This window comes from Deinococcus peraridilitoris DSM 19664 (genome assembly GCF_000317835.1).
GTDB classification, from domain to species: Bacteria; Deinococcota; Deinococci; order Deinococcales; family Deinococcaceae; genus Deinococcus_A; species Deinococcus_A peraridilitoris.
Window position 1 is genome coordinate 2732501 of the sequence record NC_019793.1, and the last position, 25255, is coordinate 2757755.

26 protein-coding genes (1 of these 26 only partly in view) are annotated in these 25255 nt (G+C 64.5%); 12 read left to right on the plus strand and 14 right to left on the minus strand.

Features of this window, described 5'->3' with window-relative positions; translation table 11 throughout:
• Both mnmE and DEIPE_RS13320 read left to right on the plus strand, forming a co-directional pair.
• On the plus strand, nucleotides 1-130 hold the end of the coding sequence (gene mnmE, locus DEIPE_RS13315; protein WP_015236492.1) for a tRNA uridine-5-carboxymethylaminomethyl(34) synthesis GTPase MnmE. The gene continues 1190 nt to the left of window position 1, outside the view; the window shows 130 of its 1320 coding nt (coding positions 1191-1320); its start codon lies beyond the left edge, outside the window; it ends in the stop codon at nucleotides 128-130.
• Between the two features lie 64 nt (nucleotides 131-194).
• Nucleotides 195-1214, plus strand: a complete 1020-nt coding sequence (locus DEIPE_RS13320; RefSeq protein ID WP_015236493.1) for an alpha/beta hydrolase family protein — start codon at nucleotides 195-197, stop codon at nucleotides 1212-1214.
• Nucleotides 1215-1244: 30 nt separating this feature from the next.
• Here the strand turns inward: DEIPE_RS13320 and DEIPE_RS13325 are convergent, their stop codons facing one another.
• Entirely contained in the window at nucleotides 1245-2339 is a 1095-nt protein-coding gene (locus DEIPE_RS13325; protein WP_245557538.1) for an ABC transporter substrate-binding protein, read from the minus strand.
• A 371-nt stretch (nucleotides 2340-2710) separates the two neighbouring features.
• Between DEIPE_RS13325 and DEIPE_RS13330 the strand changes: the two genes are divergently transcribed.
• Entirely contained in the window at nucleotides 2711-3556 is an 846-nt protein-coding gene (locus DEIPE_RS13330) for an ABC transporter ATP-binding protein (RefSeq protein WP_015236495.1), read from the plus strand.
• Nucleotides 3553-4431 (plus strand): ABC transporter permease, encoded by an 879-nt coding sequence (locus tag DEIPE_RS13335; protein WP_015236496.1) that lies wholly within the window; start codon nucleotides 3553-3555, stop codon nucleotides 4429-4431. Before DEIPE_RS13330 ends, DEIPE_RS13335 begins: the two co-directional genes overlap by 4 nt.
• A 62-nt stretch (nucleotides 4432-4493) precedes the next feature.
• On the opposite strand, the gene DEIPE_RS13340 is transcribed toward DEIPE_RS13335, so the two are convergent.
• Nucleotides 4494-5408, minus strand: a complete 915-nt coding sequence (locus tag DEIPE_RS13340) for a DUF4384 domain-containing protein (protein ID WP_015236497.1) — start codon at nucleotides 5406-5408, stop codon at nucleotides 4494-4496.
• A gap of 67 nt (nucleotides 5409-5475) precedes the next feature.
• Nucleotides 5476-6630: a tryptophan 2,3-dioxygenase family protein gene (locus DEIPE_RS13345; protein ID WP_015236498.1), complete on the minus strand. Its 1155-nt coding sequence runs from the start codon at nucleotides 6628-6630 to the stop codon at nucleotides 5476-5478.
• A 125-nt stretch (nucleotides 6631-6755) separates the two neighbouring features.
• On the opposite strand from DEIPE_RS13345, the gene DEIPE_RS24070 reads away from it, so the two are divergent.
• Nucleotides 6756-6923, plus strand: a complete 168-nt coding sequence (locus DEIPE_RS24070) for a hypothetical protein (protein ID WP_015236499.1) — start codon at nucleotides 6756-6758, stop codon at nucleotides 6921-6923.
• 46 nt (nucleotides 6924-6969) lie between these two features.
• Here DEIPE_RS24070 and DEIPE_RS13350 read toward each other — a convergent pair whose 3' ends face one another.
• The 4 genes from DEIPE_RS13350 to DEIPE_RS13365 form a co-directional block, all read right to left on the minus strand.
• A complete protein-coding gene (locus tag DEIPE_RS13350; RefSeq protein ID WP_015236500.1) occupies nucleotides 6970-7317 on the minus strand; it encodes an ArsC/Spx/MgsR family protein in 348 nt (115 codons plus the stop codon).
• 104 nt (nucleotides 7318-7421) lie between these two features.
• Nucleotides 7422-8660, minus strand: a complete 1239-nt coding sequence (locus DEIPE_RS13355) for an aspartate aminotransferase family protein (protein ID WP_015236501.1) — start codon at nucleotides 8658-8660, stop codon at nucleotides 7422-7424.
• Nucleotides 8661-8723: 63 nt separating this feature from the next.
• Nucleotides 8724-9320: a pyridoxamine 5'-phosphate oxidase family protein gene (locus tag DEIPE_RS13360; protein WP_015236502.1), complete on the minus strand. Its 597-nt coding sequence runs from the start codon at nucleotides 9318-9320 to the stop codon at nucleotides 8724-8726.
• Nucleotides 9317-9706: a cupin domain-containing protein gene (locus tag DEIPE_RS13365; protein WP_015236503.1), complete on the minus strand. Its 390-nt coding sequence runs from the start codon at nucleotides 9704-9706 to the stop codon at nucleotides 9317-9319. Before DEIPE_RS13365 ends, DEIPE_RS13360 begins: the two co-directional genes overlap by 4 nt.
• Nucleotides 9707-9759: 53 nt before the next feature.
• Here DEIPE_RS13365 and pdxR point away from each other — a divergent pair, with 53 nt between their 5' ends.
• Complete coding sequence (gene pdxR / locus DEIPE_RS13370; protein ID WP_015236504.1) at nucleotides 9760-11253, plus strand: MocR-like pyridoxine biosynthesis transcription factor PdxR; 1494 nt, start codon at nucleotides 9760-9762, stop codon at nucleotides 11251-11253.
• 5 nt (nucleotides 11254-11258) lie between these two features.
• On the opposite strand, the gene DEIPE_RS13375 is transcribed toward pdxR, so the two are convergent.
• From DEIPE_RS13375 to DEIPE_RS13395, 5 genes are read right to left on the minus strand one after another with little or no spacing between them, the layout of a single operon-like run.
• Nucleotides 11259-12329, minus strand: a complete 1071-nt coding sequence (locus DEIPE_RS13375) for a lactonase family protein (RefSeq protein ID WP_015236505.1) — start codon at nucleotides 12327-12329, stop codon at nucleotides 11259-11261.
• A 32-nt stretch (nucleotides 12330-12361) separates the two neighbouring features.
• Nucleotides 12362-12952 (minus strand): GNAT family N-acetyltransferase, encoded by a 591-nt coding sequence (locus DEIPE_RS13380; protein WP_015236506.1) that lies wholly within the window; start codon nucleotides 12950-12952, stop codon nucleotides 12362-12364.
• A gap of 57 nt (nucleotides 12953-13009) precedes the next feature.
• Nucleotides 13010-13618, minus strand: a complete 609-nt coding sequence (locus tag DEIPE_RS22365) for a LutC/YkgG family protein (protein WP_015236507.1) — start codon at nucleotides 13616-13618, stop codon at nucleotides 13010-13012.
• On the minus strand, nucleotides 13608-15053 hold the full coding sequence (locus tag DEIPE_RS13390; protein WP_015236508.1) for a LutB/LldF family L-lactate oxidation iron-sulfur protein: 1446 nt from the start codon (nucleotides 15051-15053) through the stop codon (nucleotides 13608-13610). The genes DEIPE_RS22365 and DEIPE_RS13390 overlap by 11 nt, the downstream gene beginning before the upstream one ends.
• Entirely contained in the window at nucleotides 15050-15790 is a 741-nt protein-coding gene (locus DEIPE_RS13395; RefSeq protein ID WP_217218445.1) for a (Fe-S)-binding protein, read from the minus strand. The genes DEIPE_RS13390 and DEIPE_RS13395 overlap by 4 nt, the downstream gene beginning before the upstream one ends.
• Before the next feature lie 257 nt (nucleotides 15791-16047).
• Here DEIPE_RS13395 and DEIPE_RS24075 point away from each other — a divergent pair, with 257 nt between their 5' ends.
• Nucleotides 16048-16224, plus strand: a complete 177-nt coding sequence (locus DEIPE_RS24075; RefSeq protein WP_015236510.1) for a hypothetical protein — start codon at nucleotides 16048-16050, stop codon at nucleotides 16222-16224.
• A 233-nt stretch (nucleotides 16225-16457) separates the two neighbouring features.
• Nucleotides 16458-16820, plus strand: coding sequence for a hypothetical protein (locus tag DEIPE_RS13400; protein WP_015236511.1), 363 nt, complete (start codon nucleotides 16458-16460; stop codon nucleotides 16818-16820).
• Nucleotides 16821-16894: 74 nt separating this feature from the next.
• Here DEIPE_RS13400 and DEIPE_RS13405 read toward each other — a convergent pair whose 3' ends face one another.
• Together DEIPE_RS13405 and DEIPE_RS22370 are read right to left on the minus strand one after the other, a co-directional pair.
• Entirely contained in the window at nucleotides 16895-17350 is a 456-nt protein-coding gene (locus DEIPE_RS13405; protein WP_015236512.1) for an acyl-CoA thioesterase, read from the minus strand.
• Nucleotides 17347-19626 (minus strand): ATP-binding protein, encoded by a 2280-nt coding sequence (locus DEIPE_RS22370; RefSeq protein WP_157448870.1) that lies wholly within the window; start codon nucleotides 19624-19626, stop codon nucleotides 17347-17349. Before DEIPE_RS22370 ends, DEIPE_RS13405 begins: the two co-directional genes overlap by 4 nt.
• Before the next feature lie 332 nt (nucleotides 19627-19958).
• Between DEIPE_RS22370 and DEIPE_RS13415 the strand changes: the two genes are divergently transcribed.
• From DEIPE_RS13415 to DEIPE_RS13430, 4 genes are all read left to right on the plus strand, one after another.
• Nucleotides 19959-22283 (plus strand): ATP-binding protein, encoded by a 2325-nt coding sequence (locus tag DEIPE_RS13415; protein ID WP_157448871.1) that lies wholly within the window; start codon nucleotides 19959-19961, stop codon nucleotides 22281-22283.
• Between the two features lie 9 nt (nucleotides 22284-22292).
• Nucleotides 22293-22742, plus strand: a complete 450-nt coding sequence (locus DEIPE_RS13420) for a response regulator (protein WP_015236515.1) — start codon at nucleotides 22293-22295, stop codon at nucleotides 22740-22742.
• 15 nt (nucleotides 22743-22757) lie between these two features.
• Nucleotides 22758-23330 carry a biliverdin-producing heme oxygenase gene (locus DEIPE_RS13425; protein WP_015236516.1) on the plus strand — a complete coding sequence of 191 codons (573 nt, stop codon included), beginning with the start codon at nucleotides 22758-22760 and terminating at the stop codon, nucleotides 23328-23330.
• A gap of 186 nt (nucleotides 23331-23516) precedes the next feature.
• Complete coding sequence (locus tag DEIPE_RS13430) at nucleotides 23517-25217, plus strand: glycoside hydrolase family 13 protein (protein ID WP_015236517.1); 1701 nt, start codon at nucleotides 23517-23519, stop codon at nucleotides 25215-25217.
• Nucleotides 25218-25255: the final 38 nt, after the last annotated feature.

Sequence of the window (25255 nt, forward strand, 5' to 3'; positions counted from 1 at the left end):
GGTCCTGCCGGACGACCTGGCTTCTTATGAACTGGAACTCGCGCTCCGCGCCCTGGCGGAGATCAGTGGGCGTGATGTGAGCGAGGATATACTTGACGGCATCTTCGCCAACTTCTGTGTCGGAAAATAAACAAGAAATGAAGTCGCCTGTCAACTTGAGAAGTTCACCCTCTCACCGCGTCGTGGGGTTCTTGATGCTGGCTCTGTTGATTGTGGGGAGCGGCGAGGTCAACACGGCCCTGGCCCAGACGGTGCCGGGAAAAGCAAAAGCGGCTCCTGCCCAGGCGGCTGCGCCCGCACCCAGACCGGCGGCGGTCCTCGTTGAAGGCTTTGATTATCAGGTGGATGGGCTGAGGATCCGGGGAATCGTGTGCCGCCCTGACGGGCAGGCCGGGCGGCCCCTGCTGAACATGGTGCACGGCGGCCTGGATTCGCCGGTGGACAAAAATAACTGCCGCCGGTTCGCGCGCCTGGGATATGTGGTGGCGGCGAGCGCACTGCGCGGCCAGGGTGGCAGCGAAGGCAAACCCGAGGTGTGCGGCCGTGAAGTGGACGACGTGCAGACGCTGCGTGACCTGGTGCAGGAACGCTACCGGACTGATGCGCGCCGCGTCGCGTACCTGGGGGTCAGTCTGGGAGGCTGCATCGCCGTCAAGGCCGCCGCGCGAGAAGGGGACGTGCGGGCGGTCGTGACGCTGCTCTCACCTACCAATTTTGCCGAACAGCTCGATTTGCTGCGTCCCACCCGCCCGGACGCAGTGGCGCGCTGGGAGGCACTGCTGGGCGGTCCTTACCGCAAAATCAGCGCCACGTACGAGGAGCGCCGCCCGATGCAGGCGGTCTCTCAGCTGCAGGCCCCCCTGCTGACCGTCGCTGCCGGCAACGATCCCTTGATTCCCCTGCAGCAGAGTTGCGCGGTGCGTGATGCCCGCCGCGCCGCCGGACGTGAGGTGACTGAGGTGCGCCAGAACAAGGACGGCACGCCCGGAGCGTTGCCGGACAAGCCCTGGCGGCGCTGCGATGGCGAAGCTCCCGGCGCGCAGCTGGGTGACCTGCGCGATCAGGACGTGCTGCTCGTTTACGGGGATCTGGGGCACACCAGCACACCCTTGATGTGGAAAGCCGCCGAAGCGTACCTCGCGGCCAACATCGAACCGCCCAGCCCCTCGCTCTTCGAGCGGCTGCGCGACTTCTTCCGGCGCTCGGCGCAATGAGGCGCCCAATGATCACGCTGGTAAACGGTGTTACTTTGCGCTCAGTGCACGACGCTGGGCTTCTTCCAGGGCTTCGCGGGCCAGGGCGCCTCCTTTGATGGTTTTGGTGATGGCTTCTTCCAGAAAGCCGCGCCAGGTGTCGTATTGCGCCACGCGCGGCCGGGACACCGCGTGGTCGAGTTGCGCGAAGATGGCGGCGCGTTGCGGATTCTGCTTGAAAAAGTCGCTCAGCAGGGGTTGCACGCTCTTGCGGGGCGGCAGGTACAGCGTACCTTCGACCCAGCTTTGCAGGTTTTTGGGTTGCATCAGAAACTGCCAGAAGGCAAAGGCGCCCGCCTGCTCCTCAACGCTTGCCGAGTTGAGGACGACCAGCTGCGCTCCGCCGAACGGCACCGCGCACTTGACCGCGCAGGGGACGGGGGCGGCGCCGACCTCGATGAAAATTCCGAGCCGCCCGAGGTCGGTCCAGTTGGCGACGCTGGCCACGGCCATGCTGTCAATGCCGCGCACGAAGTCCACGGCGGCGCGCGTAGCGTCGCTGACCGTGTACGCCGAGGCGGTGCCACCGCGTGTCATGCGGGCGAGCAGTTCCAGGCTGGTGACCACCTCGGGCGAGGTGAAGTTGGGCGCGCCGTCCTTGACGACGCTGCCGCCGTGCGCTGCGACGATCTGCTCGAAGGTCCACGCTTCGGCCACCGCCACAAAGCCCCGTTTACCACGTCCGCTGAGGGCTTTGGCAGTGCTTTCGAGTTCGGCATAAGTCTTGGGCGGCGCCACGTTCACGCGTCTCAGGGCACGCGCGTTGTAAAACAGCGCCGGGGTGCTGACGTTCCAGGGCAGTCCGAAGCGCTTGCCGTTCATCTCACCGTAGGCCCAGACTGCCGGATAGAAATCACGGACGGTTTCGGCCGGAAGGGAATTCGCGAAACGGTCCAGATTCGCCAGGCGGTTTTCGGCCACCAGTTTCGGAAAGTACGTCAATTCGGCCTGAAACAGCGCGGGAGCGGTCTTGCTGCGGATCGCGGCGTCCAGCTTGCCTGGGGCTTCCCGGTAATCTCCGGCCAGCACGGGCGTGACTTCATACTGGCTTTGCGAGCGGTTGAAGTCGTTCACAAGGCGCTGCACGAGATCCCTCGAGCCGTCCATAGAATGCCAGAAGGTCACTTTTACAGGGGCGGCAGACGCGCCGCACGACAACAGCAGGGCGAGGCTCAAAAGGCGCATGCTTCAGTGTAAAGCGGGGCGCCCGGCCCGCCATCTTCTGGCAAGCTTGGGCGAAGTTCTTACACGAAGACGCGAAGAGCGACTTAGGCGTCATGGCTTAGCCGCTTGCACTCCACGGGCATGACTTTTATGCTGACTGCATAAGGAGCACGCTCATGAAGATAAATAACGCCAACGCTTCGTTGATGTGATTGTCGAGCTGCCCCACGGCGCTGTGACCTGTTTGTTCCGGCCAAGGTCGGGATTTTTTTGTGCTTTTGCCAGGAGAATGCATGACCCTTGTTGCTCCAGAGCCCAACGTGACGTTTGACCGCAATGAGACCGCCATTTCGGTCAGCAACCTGCGCATGACCTTTGCCAAGCGGGTCGGTGGTACCCTGCTCAGACCCAGGATGCAGACGCTTCCGGCCGTCGACGGCGTCAGTTTCGAGGTGAACCGCGGTGAAATCTTCGGCGTGCTCGGTCCCAACGGCAGTGGCAAAAGCACCCTGATTCGTGCGATTTCGACCCTGCTGATTCCCGACGGTGGTCAAGTCAGGATGTTCGGCCTCGACCTGCGCAAGGACGAGGCCAAGCTGCGCCGGATGCTCAACCGCGTGTCCGTGGACGCTGCGTTCTACAAGAAGCTCTCGCCACGCGAGAATCTGCTGTACTCTGCGCGGCTCTACGGCCTGAACGCCGCCGAGGCCGAAGCCCGCGCCCTGGCCATTCTGCGCCGTCTGGGTCTGCGCGACAAGGCCTTTTACGAACCGCTGGAGGAGATGTCGCGCGGCATGCAGCAGAAAGTGGCCATCGCGCGTGCCTTTCTGACTGCGCCCATCATCGTGCTGCTCGACGAACCCACCACCGGACTTGATCCCAAGTCGCGTCGTGACGTGCAGGAGTTCGTGCTGGAGCTGCGTGACCAGCATGACGCCACCATCATCCTCACCACCCACGACATGCCCGAGGCTGAGCGGCTGTGTGACCGCATCGCTTTCATTCAGGGCGGGAAGTTCGTGGCACAGGGCACTGCCAGCGAACTCAAGGCGCGCATCGGACCGGGCGCGACGCTCGAGGACGCCTTCTTGGAACTCGCCGGGGACGACTTCATCAAGGAAGTCGAGGAGAAAACATGACCACGCCTCCCGCATCACTGCCAGACCACACCCCACCTCAGAAACCCGCGTCAGGCCTGCTGGCCGCGTGGCGCGCCATCGGGGCATTCGTCTTTCGCGATTACCACCTGACCCGACGGTATTTCTCCTGGGTCTTCGTGTTCACCTTCTATGACATGGTCGGCGCGGCGGCCATCGTGCTGATCGGTGTGGCGGCAAACAATCCGCGCCTCACCCTCACCCTGATCCTGGGTGCGGTGATGTGGTCTTTTCTGTCGCGTCTGTTCGGAGAAATTGCCAACAGCATCAGTTACGAACGCTGGGAGGGCACCATCGAGTACACCTTCATGGCGCCCGTATCACGCCTGACCCACCTGGTAGGGGTGAGCCTCTTTGCAGGCGGCTACGCGCTGCTGCGCTGTTTTCTGGTGTTCGGCTTTCTGGTGTTCTTCACGAGGGTGCAGGCGAGTCCGGTGGCGCTGCTGGAATGCCTGGCGGTGTTTCTGGTGGCGTCGCTGGGCTTTTTGGGCATCGGTCTGATGGCCGCGGTGCTGCCAGTCATGAGCACCGAAAACGGTGCGCAGGCCACCAACATCATTCAGGCAGTGTTTTTGCTGATCAGCGGGGTGTATTACCCGGTGAGCGTGCTGCCCGCCTGGCTGCAGCCAGTGTCCTACCTCAGTCCGGCGACGTACGCCCTGGAAGCCTGCCGAAAAATTCTGGGTACCAACGGAGAAGGCAGCGACATCGTGTCGGGCGTGGGACTTGCGGCCGTGCTGCCGGAACTGGGCATTCTGGCCGTGTTCGGTCTGGTGACCATTCCGCTCGGGCTTTTTGTGTTCAGCCAGGCGGAAACCTGGGCCAAGCGCACCGGAAAGCTTAAGCGCGCCGGCTGAGGGCAGAGCCAAGCATAAAAAGAGAGCCGGGACCCAAGGTCCCGGCTCTCTTTTTACGTTGCTCAGCGTTCGCGTTCGACGGACACTTCGAAGCGGGAACCGGTCTGCTTGACCTTCAGCTTGGTTTCTTCCGTGCCGCGGGCGTAGCGGCCTTCGATCTGGTTACCGCGTGTCTTGCGCTCCGCGAGGCGGTAGCCCTGGGCCTTCAGCTCGCCCTCGTAATACGCGTACACCCCGTCCAGCCGTGCATTCGAGCTGAATTCGCTGCGCCAGCCGGCGTTCTCGTTGTACGTCTGCACGTTCTGCGCGCCCGTGAAGGGCCGGATGGTGATGTCGATGTTGATGATGGCCCCCGTCCGTGGCGCGGGCTGCGATACGACCACCGTGGTGGGCTGGTTGCCGTAGCTGCCAGCGCCGGCCACATTGTAGTAGGCCACGTCGGTGATCCAGCTGTTGCGCGGAACGGGATTCACCACAATCGAGAGGGCCTGCGCGAAGTTCTCCTGCCCCCGCACGTTCACGGTGGCAAAAGCTTCGTTGTTCTGAAACGAGCTGATCTGGTTCAAGTTCAGCTGCGTTTTGGAGGCCAGCGCCAGCACCTTGTTCACGCCGTAGGGTGCCGCGATATCGAAGGTGAAGCGGTCCTGCGTGGCAGGGAACACCTTCACGGTGTTGGCCTTCACGAAGTTGGCGCCGCTGGCGTAGCGGTTGGGCAGAATCTGGTCGACGCTGCCGTCGGGATTGACGTTGAACAGGTAGACGTAGGCGTCATCGGTCACGCTGGTGTAGATGCGGATGCGATCACCAACCGCGTAGTTGGGCGTGCCGTTGCCGCTCTGGTCGCGATCCACCCACACCTGCACCTTGAGGTCGGCGGGCGCCGGATTGACAATAATGCTCTGTGGCGTGATGCGCGCCTGGGCTGCGGCGACGCTCAGGCCCAGCAGCAGGCTGGTGGCGATCAGGAGGTTCTTCATGCTCTCAGTGTGCGCGGCGCGACTGACGACATGCTGACGTATTGCTTGAGCAAGCGACCACCCTGCCTCAGGATTCGACGCGGACTTCGTAGCGTTCGGCGTGCCGCAGTGCGGGCAGTGCCTCTTCGCGCAGCAGCAATGTCCGCACTGCCCAGAGGTTCTTGAAAACCCGGTAGGTCAGGGCTGTCTGATCGAGGTAATCGACGCCCGCCGAGCCGCCCGTGCCCGTGCGGCGCCCGATGACCCGCTCCACCATGCGCGCGTGACGCTGGCGAAAGACCAGCATGGCCTGCTCCATCGCGACCAGGGCGTCGACCACCTCGCGTGGCCAGGACAAGAGGGGCAATTCACGGTAACTTTCGATGAACACCAGCGCGGCGCGCAGTCGTTTTTCACGTGGGCGCATCGGTGCAGTTACGTCCTCGGCATGCAGAAAGGCGCGCGCGCTTGCCATGCCGCGCTCGTGGCGCAATTGCAGCCGCTCCTGATCCTGCGGGGTGAGGGCGTCACGCATGGCGAGCACTGTAAAGTTCTTTCCTTCGCGCTCGACGGCCTGCAGGTACTCGTTCAGAAAGGTGTCTACTACCGTCTCGTCCTGCGTCTGGTCTGGAGTCGAGCCCTGAATCGGTGTGCGGTAGAGCCAGTCATTGAGGGCCGAGTGTAGGGTGACGCTTTCGTCAAGGCGCGCCTTGAGGCGTGCCAGGGCCGGGGAAGGCTCGCCGCCGGGGTGTTTCAGGGCTGCCTGATAGCTGCCCTCGTGCCCGAGCGGAATACGCTCGTCGTCATTCAGGCCCAGCAGTACCTCGATTTCGCGCAGCTGCGCACTCTGAAAGCCGCTGGCCGGTGACAGCTTGTCACGAAACGCCAGGTAATCGCGGGTGGTGAGGGTTTCCATCAGTTCGAAATGATTGCTGAGCTGTGAAAAGAGCACCACCACCCGCCGCAGGGAACGCACGGCGCTGGCGAGTGCGGTTTCGGGCACGTGCGGCTGCGAGAAGAGATCACGCACGGTGACCAGTTCACGCAACACCAGCTTGAACCACAGCTCGTCCACCTGGTGCACGACGATGAACATCACCTCGTCGTTGCTCAGTCGCGCGTCGGTGTCCGAAAGGCCACTTTGCAAGGCGAGCAGTTCCTCGACCTTGATGTATTCCCAATAGAGCGTCGGGCGACGCGGCGCAGGCGAGTCGGATGGCGGTGAGGGCTCCTGAGTCGACATGATTCACGTTAGCATGACCGGACTAGACAACTTTTGCCGTTGGGAAAGCGCTTCCCAAGGTTTGCTGGGGGTCAGACTGGGGTCATCCTCAGACGAACAGCAGACGGGCCTCCTACCCTGAAGAGGTGTCCCGAAGTCTGCTTGCCACCTTGCTGTTCTGGTTCATCGCCGCGCTGTGTGTGGCCCTTGCCGTGTACAAGCTCGCCATCGGCGCCTCGACCGTCTCTTTCCGTTTCGCGGCGCTGGCGTTGATGATGTGGGCCATCGGACGCTATGGCCCCTGGAACAGCTGATTTCGTCAGATCGCCGTCCTGAATGTAGTGGCGGATGGCCTGCCCTTCATCCCTGCACCATCGCCGCCCAAGCCTCCGGGTTCTGCCCATAACTCAGGTGCTTGCCCAGACGCACCAGGGGCAGTCGCAGAATCTCCGGATGCGTGATGGCGCGCTGCATCAGCCCTTCTTCCGAAAGACGCAGGTACGGCAGGTTGAGTTTTTCATAGGCCTGGCCTTCGACGTCCAGCAGGGCGGTCAGACCGAACTTCTGGGTGAAGCGCGCCAATTCTCCTTTGGCGATGGGGCGCTCCCGAAGGTCGACAAAATGAATCTTGACCCGCCGCTCCTTGAAAAACCGCTCGGCGGCGCGGGTGCTGCTCGATTTTTTCAGGCCAAAGATCTGAACTTCCATGCCTTTAATCTAGCGAGGGCGGCACAAAACTCAGGGCCTCATATCCGGCAAAGAAGAAGCCGGACGCGTCCGGCTTCTCATTGGCACCTGTGGTCAGACGTGGCTTACTCGGTCTGTTTTTCTTCTTTCACCACGCCGGCGGCGACCTCACGTGGATTGACGCTTTGCAGCACGCGCGCGAACGCCTCCACTGCCCGGTCGATCTGCTCGTAGCTGATCGTGAGGGGTGGCAGGAAACGCACCACCAGTGGCGTGGCCTGCAAAGTCAGCACCGCTTCGTCGTGCTCCAGCGCCGCGATGTAGGGCGCGCTCTTCTCCTTGAGTTCCACGCCGATCATCAGGCCCTGACCGCGCACTTCGCGAATCTTGGAACTCTCAATGGCGCGCAGTTTCTGCATAAAGTAGGCGCCCTTCTCGGCGGCCTGCTCCCAGAGCTTCTCGCGCTTCATGAAGCGGATCGCGGCGATGCCGGCGGCCATGGCGAGCGGATTGCCGCCGAAGGTCGTGCCGTGCCCGCCCTTGGGCATCTTGTTCGCCACGTCGGCGCTCATGACAAAAGCGCCGATGGGGACCCCACCCGCCATGGCCTTGGCGAGCGTCACGCCGTCGGGCACCACGTCCGCGTGCTCCATGGCAAACATCTTGCCGGTGCGGCAAAAGCCGGTCTGGATTTCGTCGAGAATCAGCAGAGCGCCCTTTTCGCGGGTGATTTCACGCGCAGCGCGCAGAAACTCGGCGTCGGCCGGGCGCACGCCACCCTCGCCCTGCACGGGTTCCAGAATGACGGCGGCGATGTCCTCGGTGACGGCGGCGCGCAGTTCCTCGACGCTGCCGTAGGTGACGAACGTGACCTGTGCGTCATCGACGGCGCTGCCAAAGGGCTCGCGGTACTTGGGTTCCCAGGTGAACGCCAGCGCGCCCAGCGTGCGGCCCGAAAAGCCGCGCTTCATCGAAACGAACTTGTAACGGCCCGTGGCGGTGATGGCGAACTTCTTGGCCGCTTCCATTGCCTCGGTGCCGCTGTTGCACAAAAATACGCGCTCCAGGCCCTGCGGCAGCACGCTCACCAGTTCCTGCAGAAACTCGGCGCGCTGGTCGTTGGGCAGGGTCTGCGGCATCACCATCAACCTGGCGGCCTGCTCCTGCACGGCCCGGACGACTTCCGGATTGCTGTGCCCGACGTTGGCCACGCCGTAGCCCGCGACACAGTCGATGTACTCGCGTCCTTCGCTGTCCCACACCCTGGCGCCCTCGGCGCGTACCATCACCACGGCGTGCTTGTTGTACACGCCGCTGTCCAGCGTGTTTTCCACTTCGAGCCAGTTTGTCTGCGTTGCGGTCATGCTTCCCCCTTGTGAGCGAGCCCCAGGCGGGGCTCGCGAATGCTTCAGTCTACCCCTCGGGCTTCAGTGCTGCTTCGCCCCGGCCACCATTGCCGGGTTCGCGCCCGGTGGCAGGGCAGGCCAGTCCTCGGTCTGCTGTGCACGTTCCGGCCAGTTCTCCTTGCCGCTCCAACCGTCGATGCTCACGGCGTACACGCTGGTATGCCGGAGGTCGGCGTCCGGAATCGGGCGGCACTCCACGCCGGGGCGGAGTTCTGGAAAGTACTTGCGCATCAAGGCGTACAGCGCTGTACGTGCCGCTTCACCCTCCAGCAGCCGTATGCGCCCGAAGACCATGACGCTGCGGTACTGCACGGACAATTCCACCGGATCGTTGGAAGGCAGCAGCGCGCCCATCTCGGACGCTTCGATGCACACCTGCTGGTGTTGCTCGCTGTTGGCACGTACGCGGCCCACCACGTTGGAGTGAAAGATGACCTCGTGCTGTGTCTCGTCGTACCAGAAGGTTGTCGGGGTGACAAAAGGCTGCTCGCCCCAACGCGTGGCGACACGGCCAATCGGCGCCGAGTGCAGAAATGCCCGAATCCACGCGTCGTCGCGGCGGTTCTGCGGGCGGCGGGACCGGTTGGGTGGATGCACGCTGAGGTCGTAATAGCTCATGGCAGATCCATGGCCGTGAACGGGGTGGTGACCGGTGCGTTCTCCCCGCCCGGCGGTCCGTAGAACAGCACCCACACCACCAGGTCGTCCGTGAAGTCCACGAAGCGGTGCGGCGCAAAGGCGGGCGCGAAGAGAAAGTCACCCGCCTGAAAGCTGACACGCTCCCCGTTGCACTCGAAGTGGCCCTGTCCGCAGGCGACGATATAGACCTCATCACGGGTATGGGGCGTCTGGCGGTCCACGCCGCGCGGCGCGTAGACCTCCACGCTCAATGAGCCCCGTTCGAAGACCGTGGCGAAGCGTTCCCCGCCTTGGCCTGGAAGGCGCTGCAGTGCCTGAGACAGCCGGACCTGATGCAGGGTGTCAGTGGTGCCTGGTGTGCTCATGCTTTAAGCTAGAAAATCCAGTGGCCCCCCCAAAAGTACCACTCCATTCCGAAATGCCCGAACCACTTGCAAATACCCTGCCCGGCAGTCGGGCCGAGCTGCCCGTGTTGCTGCAGCTGGAGCGCGGCACTGAAGCGCTGCACCGCCAGATCGCGCGTCAGCTGCGCGCCGCGATTCTGGACGGGCGCCTTGCCAGAAGCGCGCCGCTGCCTTCCACGCGCGCGCTCAGCCGTGAGCTGGGGGTGGCGCGCGGCGCGGTGGTCGAGGCTTACGCTGAGTTGCACGCCGAGGGCTACCTCGAATCCCGGCACGGTTCGGGAACCCGGGTGATGGCCGCTTCGCCGCCAACCGGACCTCGTGGGACCCGCGCGTCCGTACCCGGTGAGACATCGCGCTGGCTGCGCGGCGAGCCGGACCCGGTGGCCGCCGACGGCCCGCCCAGCGCGCCCGGCATTCATTTCCGCCTGGGGCAGCCCTCGGTGCGCGAGCTCGATCAGGATGCCTGGCGCCGGGCCTGGCGCGACATGCTGCAGGGCGTGCCACCGTGCGATTACGGCGACGCTCGCGGCGAAGTCGAACTGCGCAGCACCCTGGCCGGCTTTCTGACGCGTTCACGCGGGCTGCCGACCGCGCCGGACGACCTGATCGTGACGACCGGCGCGGCGCAGGGTCTCAACCTGCTGGCGCGCGCCGTGTTGCGTGAAGGAGACCGGGTGGCCTTCGAGGAGCCTGGCTACCGTTTTGCCCGCCAGGTGCTGGGACTGCACGGCGCAGGCGTGATGCCCGTGAACGTCGATGACGACGGGTTGCGCGTCGAGGAGCTGCCCGAAGGACACGGGGCACCCCTGATGCTCTACTGCACGCCTTCGCACCAGTACCCGCTCGGCTCGCGCCTGCCGGTGGCCCGCCGACTGGCGCTGCTCGCCTGGGCCGAGCGCAACGACGTGCTGATCGTCGAGGACGACTACGACAGCGAGTTTCGCTACGGCGCCCCTCCCTTGCCGACCCTGGCGTCTCTGGACCGCACGCGCGTCGTCTACATGGGCACCCTCAGCAAGGTGCTGATGCCCGCCGTGCGGCTGGGCTACCTGGTTGCTCCGCCCGCCCTGAGCGCCCGCGTGATCCGCGAGAAAACCCTGGCCGACCGCCACGACCCCTGGCCGTTGCAACGCGCCCTGGCTGCCTTTATCGCGCAGGGCAGCCTGGAGCGCCACGTGCGGCGCATGCGGCGGGTCTACGCCGCCAAGCGGGAGGTGCTCACGCAGGAGCTGCGCCCGCTGGAACCCACCGCGCGGCTGACCGGCATCGAGGCCGGTCTGCACGCCTGCCTGGAACTCCAATCTCCGCTGAGCGCCCGGACGGTCGCGGCAGCCTGTGCAGCGCGCGGCGTGCACCTTTCTCCGCTCGATTCGTACTACCTCGGTCCCGTTCAGCGAGAAGCGCTGCTGCTCGGCTACGGGGCCCTCAGCTTGACCGAGATCAAGGAAGGTGTGGCCGTACTGCGCGAAGTTCTGAACGAGAGCGCCGGGGTGAAAGGGCCCGGGTAAAGCACTCAGAAGGCCAGGCAGGCGGGCGTCGGGCACGCCACCAGGGCCGCCTCTTCCAGGCGGCCCGTGCTGGGGTGGCGCGCGAAGACCGTCACGCTGTCGCTGTCCAGGTTGCCGACCAGCAGGAAGGCGCCATTCGGTGACAGCGTGAAGTGCCTTGGCGTCCTGCCGCGCGTGGAGTGACTGCCCAGCCAGCCCAGCGCGCCCGTGGCCTCGTCCACCTCGAAGACCGCGATGGCGTCGTTCTCACGCGTCGAAACGTACAGAAAGCGGCCGTCCGGGCTGAGCTGCAACTCGGAGGCGATCACCCGCTCCCGGGGATGGGCGGGGGTGACGTATTGCACCAGCAAGTCGGCGGGCGAGTTTTCTTCGGGTGTGCTCAGCCGCAGGCTGGCGGCCGCGCCCGCGAGCTCCAGGGTGCAGAAGACCAGCTGGCCCCCCGGGTGAAACACCAGGTGCCGGGGCCCTGAACCGCCCGGCACCCTGGCCGCCGCGAGGCGCTTGAGCAAGGCCCCTTCCTGCAGGCTGTACAGCACGACCTCGTCGGTGCCCAGGTCGGCGGCGCAGGCGATCAGTCCCCCCCTGCCGGGCGTGATGCAGTGGGGGTGCGGTCCTTCCTGACGGTCCTCGTTCGGTCCCTGGCCAGTGTGGCTTGCGCGGGCGGCCTCGGCGCCCAGCGCGCCGTCTTCACGCACCTCGAAGGCTATCACCGAGGCTTCACCATTGCCGTAATTGGCGGCGAACACCCGCTGTCCCGCCGGGTCCACGCTGACGTGCGCGGTGAAGTGGCCCTGCGTGGACTGGCTGCCCAACTCGCGCAGGTTCTCGCCGTCCACCGCGAGCGCCGTGACTCTTCCGGCGTCCACTTCGCTCGCGGCGTATACGGTCTTTCTGGAGGGATGCAGCGCCAGAAAAGAGGGGTGCTCCAGCTCGGCCGCCAGACCCAGCACTTCCAGGGTGACGCGCTCCTGATCGAACTGTGCGGCGTAGATGCCGCGCCCCTTGGCAAAAGGAGCGTGCGGCAAGGGTGAGGTGTAGGTGCCGATGAACAGCGGTTTTATGGATTCTTGGGGCATCAGGACTCCTGTGGGCGTGTTTGACGGCGAGTTCACTTGGTGCCGACCGGCAGTTGTCGCAGCTGGGCGCGCAGCGCGCCGGTGTCCACCTCGTCACGGGTGATTTCCATGTACACGTCGTCGAAGCGCTCGCCGCCCAGCACGATCCGGCCGGTGCGGCGTCCGATTTCGCGAAAACCGACCTTTTTGTAGGCCTGAATGGCGCGCTCGTTGAAGGCAAAGACGCGCAGCTCGATGTTCCAGAGATTCAGATGGTACATGCCGTACGCGGCCATCAGACGGGTGGCCTGCGAGCCAAAACCCGCGCCCCAGTCCTGGGGATTGAAAATCGCGATGCCAAAGGTCGCCGCGCCGTGCCGATGGTCGATTTCGCGCAGGCCGGTCGAGCCCACGATGCGTCCGCTCGACCGCTCGTATATTCCGAAATTCACCTCGTCGGCGCGTACGCGGCTGATGGAGTCATACCAGGCCTGCTCGTCTTCCAGGCTGTATGCCCGTCCCCAGCTGCCCAGATACGTGGTGAGTTCGAGGTTCGAGAAGTGCCGGGTAATCTCGGGAAGGTCTTCACGCCGGATGCGCGCCAGAAAGATGGTTTCGCCGCTCAGGGCAGGAATCGGGTCCATGCTGAACGATACGAAATTCCGGGCGGGCGAAGCGCGGGTGCGCCGTTGGGGGGCTGTCTACTCGCGCCGCAGCACGATCACATCCGTGCGCCCCGGCCCGTGGACGCCCAGGGCCATGGTCTGCTCGATGTCCGCGCTTTTGCTGGGGCCGGTATGAAACCCCAGGGCGCCCGGCAGGGTCTGAGGACCAAAAGTCAGGTAAGCGTCTTCCAGGTCGGCCACCAGCTGCGAGGCGTCCAGTACCACGATGTGGTGGTACGGCAGCAGGGACGCCAGCCGCCCCCAGGCCGAGCTGAGCACGACGCTTCCGGTGGCGGCCACCGCCAGCTCGCATCCGGTCACCCCCACGTCGGCCTGCGCGGCGGGGGCAGGGGAGAGGTGAGCGGCCGCGAGCGCGAGCCCGATGTCGTCCAGCAGCGCGTGCGGTGAACGGACAAAGGTGCGGGCCCCCTGTAGCAGTTCGCTCAGGACCCGCTGCGCTTCCTGCAGGGTCGAGATCAGGTGGACGCGTCCCAGCACCGCTTCGTGCTCGATTTTGAAGCGCTCGGCGAGGTCGTGCGCCGAGCGCTTCCCGGAAGGTGACCCGGGAGGGGGCAGTGGTGTGAGATCCGTCGAGCCTGCGGCGGCCGCTTGCCGGACGCGCTGCAGAAATTCATCACGGTCCATCGGTCACCCCGCTCCTGCCGTCTTCTGCCTGCTCATATTGCAGCCGTGAGGCCCAGAGATCGCGGAAACCCTGCCGGGCAGGCGCCGGAAAGTCGCGTCCCAGCTGCCAGCCTGCCAGCAGTGGCAGGTTCAAGCGTGGCAACCGACCGCCGCGCCAGGGCGAGAACCGCGCCCCCCGGCTGGCCAGCCGGTAGATTCGGGGGCGCGTCATGACCTGCGCGAAGCTGCGCATGGCCAGCGCCTCACCCCTGGAGGTCAGGCCCGCTTCGACGGCGCGCCCGCGCAGCGTCACCAGCATTTGCGGCAGGGGAATTCTGACGGGGCACACGTCACCGCAGGCGCCGCACAGGGTAGAGGCGTAGGGCAGGCTGCCCGCTTCCTTCAGGCCCAGCAAATTGGGGTCGAGCACGCTGCCGATGGGGCCGCTGTACACCCAGCCGTAAGCGTGCCCGCCCAGCTGCTGGTACACCGGGCAGGTATTCAGGCAGGCTCCACAGCGAATGCAGCGCAGGGAAGCGCGCATCTCGGGGTCGGCCAGGATGCGCGAACGCCCATTGTCCAGCACCACCAGGTGAAACTCCTGGGGCCCCTCGCTTTCCTCGGGCCGCTTCGGTCCCGAGATGACGCTCACGAACACGCTCGCACGCTGTCCCGTGGCGGCGCGGGGCAGCAGCTTGAGAAACACCCCCAGGTCCGAGAGGCGCGGAATGACCTTCTCGATACCCATGACCGCCACGTGCACGCGCGGCGCCGAGGTCGTCAGGCGGGCATTGCCCTCGTTCTCGACGATCACCACGCTGCCCGACTCGGCCACCGCGAAGTTCACCCCGCTGATGCCCATGTCGGCGGCCAGGAACTCCTCACGGATGACTTCGCGGGCCTTGCGCGCCAGCCCGTCGGCGCTCGTGCCACGCGGCACGCCGTGCAGGCGCCAGAACAGTTCGTCCACTTCCCGTTTGGGTTTGTGAATGGCCGGGCCGATGATGTGGCTAGGGAATTCTCCCTCCTGCTGCAGGATGTACTCACCCAGGTCGGTTTCGACCGGACGCACGCCTGCCGCCTCAAGGGCGGCGTTCAGCTCGATTTCTTCGCTGACCATGCTCTTGGACTTCACGGCGCTGCGGCAGTTCGTTTCCCGCGCGATTCGCACGACGATCTCGCGCGCCTCCTGCGCGTCGGCGGCGAAGTGCACGTGACCGCCCAGACGCTCGATGTGCTCGGTGAGCTGTGCGAGGTAGAGGTCCAGGTTCGCCAGGGTGTGGTCCTTCACGGCCGCCGCGTAGGACTTGAGGTCGTCCAGCGCGCGCAGCTCTCCGTATGCCAGTCCTCGCTTGAGGTTGAAGTTCTCGGTTGCCCGAAAGGTGGCGCCACGCACCTCGCGGTTGAGCAGCGCGCGCCTGTGGGCCTCTGGAAAGCGGCGAATCTCGACTTTCACACGCGACCTCCTTTCGTGCGCCCCGCTGCCAGGGCTTCTGGCCCCTGCTCCAGCAGCTGCGCGACGTGCAGTGCGGGCGGTCCCCAGTGCGCGCGGCTCAGGCCGCCGCCCAGCTGCATCAGGCAGCCGAGGTCGGTGCTGCACAGTACGTCCGCGCCGATGGCGTCCACCGCGAGGCTCGACAGTTTGCGGTTCATCATGGCCTGCGACAGTTCGGGCAGCTTTACGCTGAAGAGCCCTCCGAAGCCGCAGCACGACTCGTCCCACGCCAGCACCTGCGCGCCCGCCGCCGAGAGCAGCGCGCGTGGCTGGGCGTGCACCCCGAGATGGCGCAGAGCGTGGCAGGAATCATGATAGGCCACCCGCAGGCCCGACAGGTCAGTGCCCGCATGCCTGACTCCCAGCACGTCCACCAGAAACTGCGTCAGTTCATGCGTCCTGCCGGCCACCCGCCGCGCCTGTTCATGCAGGACCGGGTCATCCCGAAAGAGCTCGGGATACGCGTGGACCATCGCTGTGCACGACCCGGAAGGCGCCACGATCACTTCGGCTTCGCCAAACACCTCCAGAAAATGCCGCGCGACCGTGCGCGCTTCACGGGCGTACCCGGCGTTGTGGGCCGGCTGGCCACAGCAGGTCTGCGCCGCGGGAAAGACCACCTCGCACCCGAAGCGGCGCAGCAGCCGCACGCTGGATTCGGCCGCCTGCACGCCGAACTGGTCGGCAAGGCAGGTCACGAACAAGCTCACCTTCAACACAACACCCCCAGAGTCGAGATGGTCCAGTTTAAGGACTTCCAGCGAAATTGGAATGTGACCCTCCGGGCCGATTTTCTTCTCGGATTGCCCCGAGCCCGGCAAGACGTCCCCAATCAGTCAGCTTGACGTTTGGCAGAGAGCCTGTTAAACCTGAGTACATAAGTCGGATTTGCTGATCTCTTCTCCAACCTTTCGAATCACACGCCTGCGGCTGGCCGGCCGCAGAAAGGAGCGTCATGGCCCATTCCGTTCCCTCCGACTGGCACCGCGCGCAGACGCTGCTGGACGACTTCACCCAGACCCTTCACAACGGTGACTTTCTGCGCCTCTCCCGCCTGTTGACGCCGGACTTCGCCTTCGAGGACACACGATCTGCCGCAAAGCCGTTGGCCCGAGCTGATCTGCAATCCTGATGGACTCAGGAATCGGTTCTTCGTGCGGCTGGAAGTATGTGAAGTCAACGTGGCTCCGGAAGCGCTGTTCGTTCGGGCGTTGGGGCTTAGCGGTGAAGCGGAGGTGCTGGAATGTACGACGCTGGACGTCACGCTTGTCCGTGTCCGCAGCACGCTGCACATTCACCGCGTCCGGGTGCGTGAGCGCAAGCTTTCCTTTGATCAATGCACCCCAACGGTCCGGAATCAAGATCATGTGCCAACGTTTTGAACTGCTCGCCGAACAATCGTCTACCCAATTTGTCGCATGCTGCGAACACGGCACCGTACACCTGGGCTGGGGAGGCAGCATCTGGCTGCTGTCCCGCCAGGAGCTGATCGAGCTGATCCGGTTGGTGACGGGTCCTCCAGATGAGCGGCTGGATCACCGGGGACCGTGCTTCGTCTCCCGAGACTCCACGGGCCGGACAGTGCTCTGGAGCCATGAGCGCGCCCTCGCTTTTACCCACGCCGGATATCACGCCTTTCGTACGCTGCTGCTCACCGCTCGTCCCAACTTCGAACGCGTTCCTGCAGAGCAGACCGACGTGACGTTCCAGTCCTACCGCTTGAACTGACAAGGCGCTGAATACAAGTGCGCCCAATTCAGCTGTGGTCTGCCCGATACTTCGGAAGCTCGCTCAGGCCGGCCTCAACTGGGACATGCGTCTTGTAGGTAACCGGCGTGGTCGGTGCTCCGTCCGGCGGCACCTGACTGCAGCGCCGAGCGAAGCTCAGGTGACAGTGGTTTTTTGGTGAGGGTCTGCCCGTCCACCTGCACGTTCACGGTTTGGGCCGAGCAGATCACCCGCTCCTGCCCGGCAATCCGGATGTCGGTTCGCAAGGTGAACGAGGTGGTGCCCAGGTGTTCGGCCCACACCGACAGTTCGAGCACCTGATCGAACTGCGCGGGCGCGTTCCATTCGATGACCTGCTTGACCAGCTGGTAGTCGAGTTCACCACTCCCGAGCGCCTCGCCGAAGCCGACGGCGCGCATGAGCTCGGTAGTGGCGAGGTCGATGTACTCCCCGTAACGGGCGTTGAAGACGACTTTCTGCGCGTCGCACTCGCTGTAACGCACACGGAGCAGATAGCGGAACACGCTCACGAAGACTCGTCTGGCACCGCTCCGCTCACCTCGGGGTGCTTGGGCAGGGTGAAGTGAAAGGCGGCGCCCTGCCCGACCTGGCTTTCTGCGCCGACCTGTCCGCCGTGACGCGCGATGATGCGCTTGACGTTGGCGAGCCCGACGCCCGTGCCTTCAAAGTCGTCCTCGTCGTGCAGCCGCTGGAAGACACCGAACAGCTTGTCCTGATAGCGCGAGTCAAAGCCCACACCGTTGTCGCGCACCGTGATGAGCCAGTCGTCCGGACGCTCCAGCGCCCTGATTTCGATACGGGCCGGACGGCGCGGGCGGGTGTACTTGATGGCGTTGGAAATCAGATTGGTCATGACCTGCTGCAAGGTTTCCCCGTCGCCCAGGACGGTGGGCAGCTTTTCGAGGTGCCATTCGATTTCGCGTCCCTGCAAGTCCGGCGCCAGCGCAGTCCGTGTTCGGTCGACAAGCTGCTCAAGTGGCACGGGCGCGACCTGCAGGGGCTGACGCGCGGTGCGGGAAAAGTCCAGCAGTGTTTCGATCAGGTTGTCCATGGTGGACGCGGCCTGCTCGATCGATGCGAGGTACCGGGCGGATTTCTCGTCGAGCCGGTCCTGTTGCGCGCGCCGCAGCAGCCCCGCGAAGCCCTTGATGTGGCGGACAGGCGTGCGCAGATCGTGGGATACCGAATAACTGAAGGCTTCGAGTTCCTCGTTGGCGACTTCCAGTGCTTCAGAGTGTTTCTGCAGTGTTTGGCGCTGCTCGTCGAGCTGACGTGCCTGCTCGGCGCGCTCCAGCGCCAGGCCGAGGCTCTGCGCGACCGACTCGAACACTTCCTTTTCGCGTGTGCTCCAGGCTTGGGCACGACGGGTCGCCAGATTCAGCATTCCGCAAGGCTCGGTGCCCACAAAGTAAGGGTACAGAGCTCCAGCGCCGTATTCGCGCGATTCCGCCAGCCCCTCGGACTCGGCGTCCCAGCGCTCTGTGTACACGACCTGACGCTCCCGCACGGCCCGCGCGAAACTGGCATGGTCCATGTGCACGCCCGAGCGGATCATTTCAAGGGCCTGCGGGGGAATGTCGTCTGTCCAGGTTCGTGCCTTCCAGAGGTGATCGTGTGGCTGATAGTACGCCACGCTCACCTCGCCCAGGGCCGCGCGCAACACCTGCGCGGCATGCCTGGCGAGGGTCAGGATATCGGTGGCTTGGGCGGTCAGACGCGCAAACTGAACAAAGCCGTCGAGCGCTGCCGACTGCTGCTCCAGCGCCATCGTGCGCTCCAGAATGCGCTGTTCGAGTTGGGCATTGAGCGCCCGGACCTCGCGCACCTGCAGGCTGTTGGTGATGTCTGTCTTGACGCACACCGCCCCCACCACTGCGCCGCCAACGTGGATCGGTGCGGCCGTGGAACGCAACAGCAAGTCCTCTCCCGTGGCGTCCCGGCGAATGAGCAGGTCACGGCTGGAGGTCTCGCCGGACAGCGCCCTCACCAGCGGTTCCTCGTTGAGGTTCAGGCGTGCGCCCGAACGGGGATCGCGCACTCGGAGCCGTTCGCTCAGTTCGGCCACCGAGCGGGGCAGGGGGTCCCCCGAGGGCAGGTTCAGCAGTGCGCGCGCAGAGTCGTTGGCGCGCGTGACGCCCGATTGGGAAGCGACGTACACGGCGTCGGGAATGCTGGCCAGGATCGCTTCGAGCTCCGCTTTCTCCTGCAATAGTTCGCGGGTGCGCTCGTCGACCCGCTCTTCGAGTTCGCGCGCGAGCATCAGGCGCTCGAAGGCGATGGCGCACTGTGAAGCCAGCGTCAGCAAAAAACGGCGCTCGGGCGGCGTGAAGACATGAGGCTCACGAAAGTCGAGCACGATGACACCCAGCGCCTGCCCTTCGAGCAGCATCGGTACGACGGCACTCGCCACGGGTCCGCGTGCACCCGTCAGTTGCTCCAGGTTCGGGTAGGCATGGTGCAGGGCCTCGGCATGTTCGAAGAACAGCGCCTGGCCCCATTGCAGGGCGTGGGTCGCGGGCAGCTCGGCACTGAGGGGGCCGTCCTGCCAGATGGTGCTGCCGCCTTTTTCGTATCCCGAACTGGCCGAGAGCCTCAGCATGGAATGCTCACGGTCCAGCAACAGCACCGCTCCGGCCACAGCCTGTAAGCTGCGCAGTGCCGGTTCGAGTACGACGCGCAGGACTTCGTTCTCGCTTTTGGCGCTGGCCAGCGCTGCTGTGACTTCCTGCAGACGGTCACCGAGTAAAAGGCGCAGCGCCTCCTCACCATCCGACCGTTCAAGCATGAAATTCACAATACGCGCCCCTCACGACCATGCGGAATGAGCCGCGCTTCATACTGTGTGGCCAATCGGAATCAAGGCAGTGAACGCGGTTGTGAAGTATCACACCAGAAAATCCCGGTGCCGTCCTTCATTTTCTCTATATCATCGTGTGGTGTCGCCCGCGCCCAGCGGAAAGCTCAGAGGGTATGCTGAATACCTATGGCCTTTGATGCTCGTTCATTCGCGTCAGCCCTGAGGTGCGACCGTCTGGGCCGCGCGCCATCGGGCCGGCAACTTCGCAGCGGTGCCTTTATTCGGGTGTCCACGTCCGTTTCCATAGACCTGCGGCTCCCTTGAGTTCCTTGGACTTCGTGCTGCCCGAGCATCTGGGCGGACCCCAGATCGAGCTCGATAACTGCGCACGGGAGCCCATTCACATTCCGGGCGCCGTTCAGGCCCACGGACTGCTGCTGGCCCTGAGCGAAACCGATCTGCACGTGCTACAGGTCAGCCGCAACTGCACCGAGCTGCTGGGTCTGAGCCCTGAGGCCATGCTGGGTCAGCCGCTACACTCCTTCGTGCGTGCGGAGGACCTGACGCCGCTGCAGGAGTTTCTGCGCATTGAAGCCGGGCAGGAGCCGCTGTTCGCGTTTACCCTGACGCTCAAAAGCGGACTGGTCTTCGACGCCAGCGCGCACCGTGGTCCGGACGGCATCATCCTCGAACTCGAACCTTTCGATCCCCGTTCGCGCTCGGCCAGCTTCTTTCACGAAGCCAAAGGAGCGCTCGCGGCGCTGGAGGGCACGTCCAGCGTGCAGGCCCTGTGTGACGCGGCAGCTGCGCAGGTCCGGCGGCTGACCGGCTTCGACCGCGTGATGATCTACCGTTTTGACGACGACGGACACGGGCACGTCATCGCCGAAGCGCGCGAAAGCAACTTGCACTCCTACCTCGATCTGCACTTTCCGGAGTCCGACATTCCAGCGCAGGCCCGGGCGCTGTACCTGCAAAACCTGCTGCGTCTTACGGCTGATGTTCACGCCGTACCGGCGGCCATGGAACCGCCCGTCAATCCGCAGACCGGGGCACCGCTCGACATGAGCGGCGCCGTGCTGCGTGCCACCTCGCCGATGCACGTGCAGTACCTCAGGAACATGGGCGTGGGGTCGAGCCTCTCGGTATCGATCGTGCAGGAGGGCCGCTTGTGGGGTTTGATCTCCTGTCACCATCTGCAGGCGAAATACGTCCCTTTCGCCACCCGCTCGGCCCTGACCTTTCTGGGCCGCGTGATTGCCCTGCAACTCGGCGCCGCGCGCGAAACCGGGGAAGCCGCCTGGCGCGCAGACCTGCGCGCGCTCAGTTTGCGCCTCGCAGGAGCGCTGACCGGCACGCCCAGGCCGCACGACGCCCTGGCGCGCGCTCAGGACGATTTGCTGCGCTTCACGCGCGCGCAGGGCGTGGCGCTCTGCCTTGACGGCGAGGGCACACACTTTGGCCATTGTCCCTCGCCTGAGGAACTGCGCGCGCTTGTCGGGTGGATTCGCGAGCAGAAGGTCACCGCTATTGCCACCAACCGCCTGCCCGGTGATTTTCCCGCCTCCGCGCGCTTCGGGGCGCAGGCCTGCGGTCTGCTGGGCGTGAGCCTTTCGGAGCGCTGGGACGAGTACCTGATCTGGTTTCGCCCTGAGGCCGCGCAGACCATCAGGTGGGGCGGTGATCCCAACAAGCCCGTCGAGGTCAGCCCTGATACGGGCGTTCGCCGACTTTCCCCTCGCACTTCGTTTGAGACTTATGTGCAGACCGTGCGCCACACGTCGCTGCCCTGGCACCCGGTGGAAGTGGAAGCGGCCGCCGAATTGCGCCACGCCCTGATCGAAGCCAACGCGGCACGCACCCGGGCGCTCAAGGAAATCAACGCGCGTCTGGTGCGGGCCAATCAGGACCTTGAACGCACGAACGCCGAACTCAAGCAGTTCGCCTTCATCACCTCGCACGACCTGCAAGAACCGCTGCGGCAGGTGTCGAGCTTCGCAGAGCTGCTTGCGCGCACTCACGCCGGGCAAATTGATGAGGACGGCGAGGAATACCTTCGTTTCGTCGTCGATGGTTCTACCCGTCTGAGAACCATCATCAATGACCTGCAGGCCTACATCCAAATCGGGGTGGAGTCGCAGCGTGGTTTGCCGAGAAGCGAGGTCGACCTGAACATGCTGCTGCACGGCGTGCTGCACGAACTCGGCGCCGTGCAGTTGGAAAAAGGAGCGCAGGTTACCTGGGAGGAATTGCCAACTGTGTCCGGGCATGCAGAGTGGCTGAGGCAGGTGCTGTTCCACCTGCTGGATAATGCTCTCAAGTTCACCGGACCTCAGACGCCCAGGGTCCACGTGAACGCCTTGCGCCGTGAAGGTGCCTGGCAGGTGAGCGTGCAGGACAATGGCGTGGGCATCGCCCGGGAATACCACGACTCGATTTTCACCATCTTCAGGCGTCTCCACCTGCGTGACACCCACCCCGGGAACGGGGTCGGGCTCGCCATCAGCCGCAAGATCATCGAGCAGCACGGCGGTACGTTGACAGTCGAATCGGAAGTGGGGCAAGGAGCCCGATTCTCGTTCGTGCTTCCTGACCACGCTGACGATCAGCAGACAGAGGACAGGCAGCCTGAGGACAGGCAGTAGAGGTCAGGCATGACACAGAAAAAAAGAACCGTCGATATCCTGCTCGTCGAGGATAACAAAGGCGACGTGGCGCTGGCCAAGGCCGCCTTTCTGGAAGCGGATTTTCCCGCCAACATTCACGTGGTGCGCAACGGCGAAGAAGCCATCAGCTACCTGCACCGCCACCCTCCGTACGAAGCCGTCGTTCATCCCGACCTGATCCTGCTGGACCTGAATCTGCCGGGCAAAAGTGGCTTTGACGTGCTGGACGCCGTAAAGGGCAACCCCGAGCTGCGCCGGATTCCCATCGTGATCCTGACGACCTCCAGTGCCAAAGAGGACATCGAGAAAACCTACGACATGCACGCCAATTCGTTTACCACCAAGCCCTCGGGCATCGAGCGCTTTATCGACTTCGTGCAGTCGCTGGAGAGTTTCTGGGTGCAGAACGCGCACCTGCCGCCCAAGCGTCATGGCTGAGGCCGCTGCCCTGACATGATTCTCCGTCGGCTCAAAGAACACACCCAGGCGCAGCACGAGCGTGTCGAAGCGCTCGTGCGCGTCATGGACGACCCGCTCACCCTGCAGCAGTACCGGGAAGTGCTCGGCAGCATGGCGGGTTTCTACCTGCCCCTGGAAGCCCAACTGTCGGACTTGGACTTGCCGCAGGTTTTCAGATTCGAGGCCAGACGCAAAAGTGCGCTGCTGCGGCGTGACCTGCAGGTTCTGGGCCTGTCCCAGACAGCACACGCGGCGCGTGCCCAGCTGCCCGCACTGTCCACGGTCGCGCACGCTTTGGGCTGCCTGTATGTGCTGGAAGGCGCCACCCTGGGCGGACGGATCATCGCGCGTCATGTAGAACGGCAGCTGCAGCTCACGCCCGAGAACGGCGCCGCCTTTTTTGCCAGTTACGGTGACACACTCGGGGTGATGTGGAAAGAGTTTGGCGCGGCCCTGAGCGGCTACGCAGCAGAGCACGGTGGGGAGAGCGAGATTCTGCAGGGAGCCGAGCGAACCTTTGGGGCGCTTGAGCGGTGGCTCCGGCGAACGGAAACTGCGCCCGCCTGACACAGCGCCAGGACCTCGACGGGAAGCGAGAATCCTGTTGAGGTTCTTCTTTTGGGCGTGGGCAAACCATGGGAAAAGCAATTCTGTGAAGCGGTTCACATCCCGCTTCCGGCTTGTCTGAAAGGATTCAGTTCGATCTTCCGGTCGGCCCGATCTGTTCACGGGCGCCGCCCACAAGGAGCTTACATGACCAGCAACGCCCTACAGCCTGTTCCCTGGTGGAAAGACGCCGTCGTCTACCAGATCTATCCGCGCTCCTTTCAGGACAGCAACGGTGACGGCGTCGGCGACCTGCAGGGTATCATCTCGCGCCTCGACTACCTCAAGCGCCTGGGCGTGGACGTGCTGTGGCTCTCGCCGATGTACGCCTCGCCCAACGACGACAACGGCTACGACATCAGCGACTACCGCGCCATCATGACCGAGTTCGGCACGATGGACGACTTCGACGAGCTGCTGCGAGAAGCGCATGCTCGCGGCCTCAGGATCATGCTCGACCTGGTGGTGAACCACACCAGCGACGAGCATGCCTGGTTCGTCGAGTCGCGCAGTGACCGCGCCTCGGAAAAACGCGACTACTACATCTGGAAGCAGGGCCAGGACGGACAGCCCCCCACCCGCTGGCAGTCCTACTTCAGCGGCGGCGTGTGGGAACTTGACGAGGCCAGCGGCGAATACTACCTACACCTCTTCAGCCGCAAGCAGCCGGACCTGAACTGGGAAAACCCGACTGTGCGGCGCGAGGTGTACGACATGATGCGCTTCTGGCTCGACAAGGGAGTGGACGGCTGGCGCATGGACACCATCAACATGCTCAGCAAGAACCCGGCCTATCCCGAAGGACTGCCCCTGCCCGGCACGACCCTGACCGATGGTCAGCCGCACTTTCTGAACGGTCCGCGCATTCACGAATTCCTGCAGGAAATGCACCGCGAGGTGCTCGCGCACTATGACATCGTGACCGTCGGTGAGACCCCGGGCGTGACTCCCGACCAGGGCGCGCTGTACAGCGGACCGGAGCGCAGCGAGCTCAACATGGTCTTTCACTTCGAGCACGTGTTTCTGGGCGACGAGCAGGCCGAACGCGGCAAGTGGAGCAATCCGCCGCTCGCCCTGCCCGACGTCAAGCGCGTGCTGGCGCGCTGGCAGACCGGACTCTACGGGCGCGGCTGGAACAGCCTGTACTGGGACAACCACGACCAGCCGCGCGCCGTCTCGCGCTTCGGGAACGACCGGCAGTACCGCCTGGAAAGTGCCAAGCTGCTGTGCACGGTGCTGCTCTTCATGCAGGGCACGCCCTATATCTATCAGGGGCAGGAACTCGGCATGACCAACGTGAGTTTCGAGAGCATCGAACACTACAAGGACATCGAGACCCTCAATGCCTCCAAGGTGCTGCGTGACGAACACGGCTGGGACGACGCGCGTATTCTCGCCAGCGTCCACGCGCGCGGGCGCGACAATGCCCGCACACCCATGCAGTGGGACGACTCCCCGCACGCGGGCTTCACGAACGCCACGCCCTGGATCCGGGTCAACCCGAACTATCCGGACATCAACGCCCAGGCCGCCGAAGGAGACCCCAACTCGGTGTGGTACCACTACCGCGACACCATCCGCCTGCGCAAGACGCTCAGCGTGGTGCGCGACGGCACCTTCACGCTGCTGGACGCCGAGCATCCCAGCTTGTTCTGCTACGTGCGCGACGACGGGCATGACAAATTGCTGGTGGTGGCCCTGTTCAGCGAGGAGGCCCAGTCTTACGGCATTCCGGATGAGTTCGTGGGCGGCGAGGTGCTCAGCAACAACTATCCCAGCGGAGAAGCGACCCCCGAACTGCACCTGCAGCCCCACCAGGCCCTCGTGATCCGCGCCGCCTCTGGATGACCGGGGTATCGGCTGACCGGACGCCGCTGATCCCGCGG

Bases quoted from the DNA above. Each gene is read 5' to 3' on its own strand.
- DEIPE_RS13320 (WP_015236493.1), top strand. From the start codon at position 195: ATGCTGGCTCTGTTGATTGTGGGGAGCGGCGAGGTCAACACGGCCCTG.
- DEIPE_RS13330 (WP_015236495.1), top strand. From the start codon at position 2,711: ATGACCCTTGTTGCTCCAGAGCCCAACGTGACGTTTGACCGCAATGAG.
- DEIPE_RS13335 (WP_015236496.1), top strand. From the start codon at position 3,553: ATGACCACGCCTCCCGCATCACTGCCAGACCACACCCCACCTCAGAAA.
- DEIPE_RS13340 (WP_015236497.1), bottom strand. From the start codon at position 5,408: ATGAAGAACCTCCTGATCGCCACCAGCCTGCTGCTGGGCCTGAGCGTC.
- DEIPE_RS13345 (WP_015236498.1), bottom strand. From the start codon at position 6,630: ATGTCGACTCAGGAGCCCTCACCGCCATCCGACTCGCCTGCGCCGCGT.
- DEIPE_RS13350 (WP_015236500.1), bottom strand. From the start codon at position 7,317: ATGGAAGTTCAGATCTTTGGCCTGAAAAAATCGAGCAGCACCCGCGCC.
- DEIPE_RS13355 (WP_015236501.1), bottom strand. From the start codon at position 8,660: ATGACCGCAACGCAGACAAACTGGCTCGAAGTGGAAAACACGCTGGAC.
- DEIPE_RS13360 (WP_015236502.1), bottom strand. From the start codon at position 9,320: ATGAGCTATTACGACCTCAGCGTGCATCCACCCAACCGGTCCCGCCGC.
- DEIPE_RS13365 (WP_015236503.1), bottom strand. From the start codon at position 9,706: ATGAGCACACCAGGCACCACTGACACCCTGCATCAGGTCCGGCTGTCT.
- pdxR (WP_015236504.1), top strand. From the start codon at position 9,760: ATGCCCGAACCACTTGCAAATACCCTGCCCGGCAGTCGGGCCGAGCTG.
- DEIPE_RS13375 (WP_015236505.1), bottom strand. From the start codon at position 12,329: ATGCCCCAAGAATCCATAAAACCGCTGTTCATCGGCACCTACACCTCA.
- DEIPE_RS13380 (WP_015236506.1), bottom strand. From the start codon at position 12,952: ATGGACCCGATTCCTGCCCTGAGCGGCGAAACCATCTTTCTGGCGCGC.
- DEIPE_RS22365 (WP_015236507.1), bottom strand. From the start codon at position 13,618: ATGGACCGTGATGAATTTCTGCAGCGCGTCCGGCAAGCGGCCGCCGCA.
- DEIPE_RS24075 (WP_015236510.1), top strand. From the start codon at position 16,048: ATGGCCCATTCCGTTCCCTCCGACTGGCACCGCGCGCAGACGCTGCTG.
- DEIPE_RS13400 (WP_015236511.1), top strand. From the start codon at position 16,458: ATGTGCCAACGTTTTGAACTGCTCGCCGAACAATCGTCTACCCAATTT.
- DEIPE_RS22370 (WP_157448870.1), bottom strand. From the start codon at position 19,626: ATGCTTGAACGGTCGGATGGTGAGGAGGCGCTGCGCCTTTTACTCGGT.
- DEIPE_RS13420 (WP_015236515.1), top strand. From the start codon at position 22,293: ATGACACAGAAAAAAAGAACCGTCGATATCCTGCTCGTCGAGGATAAC.
- DEIPE_RS13425 (WP_015236516.1), top strand. From the start codon at position 22,758: ATGATTCTCCGTCGGCTCAAAGAACACACCCAGGCGCAGCACGAGCGT.
- DEIPE_RS13430 (WP_015236517.1), top strand. From the start codon at position 23,517: ATGACCAGCAACGCCCTACAGCCTGTTCCCTGGTGGAAAGACGCCGTC.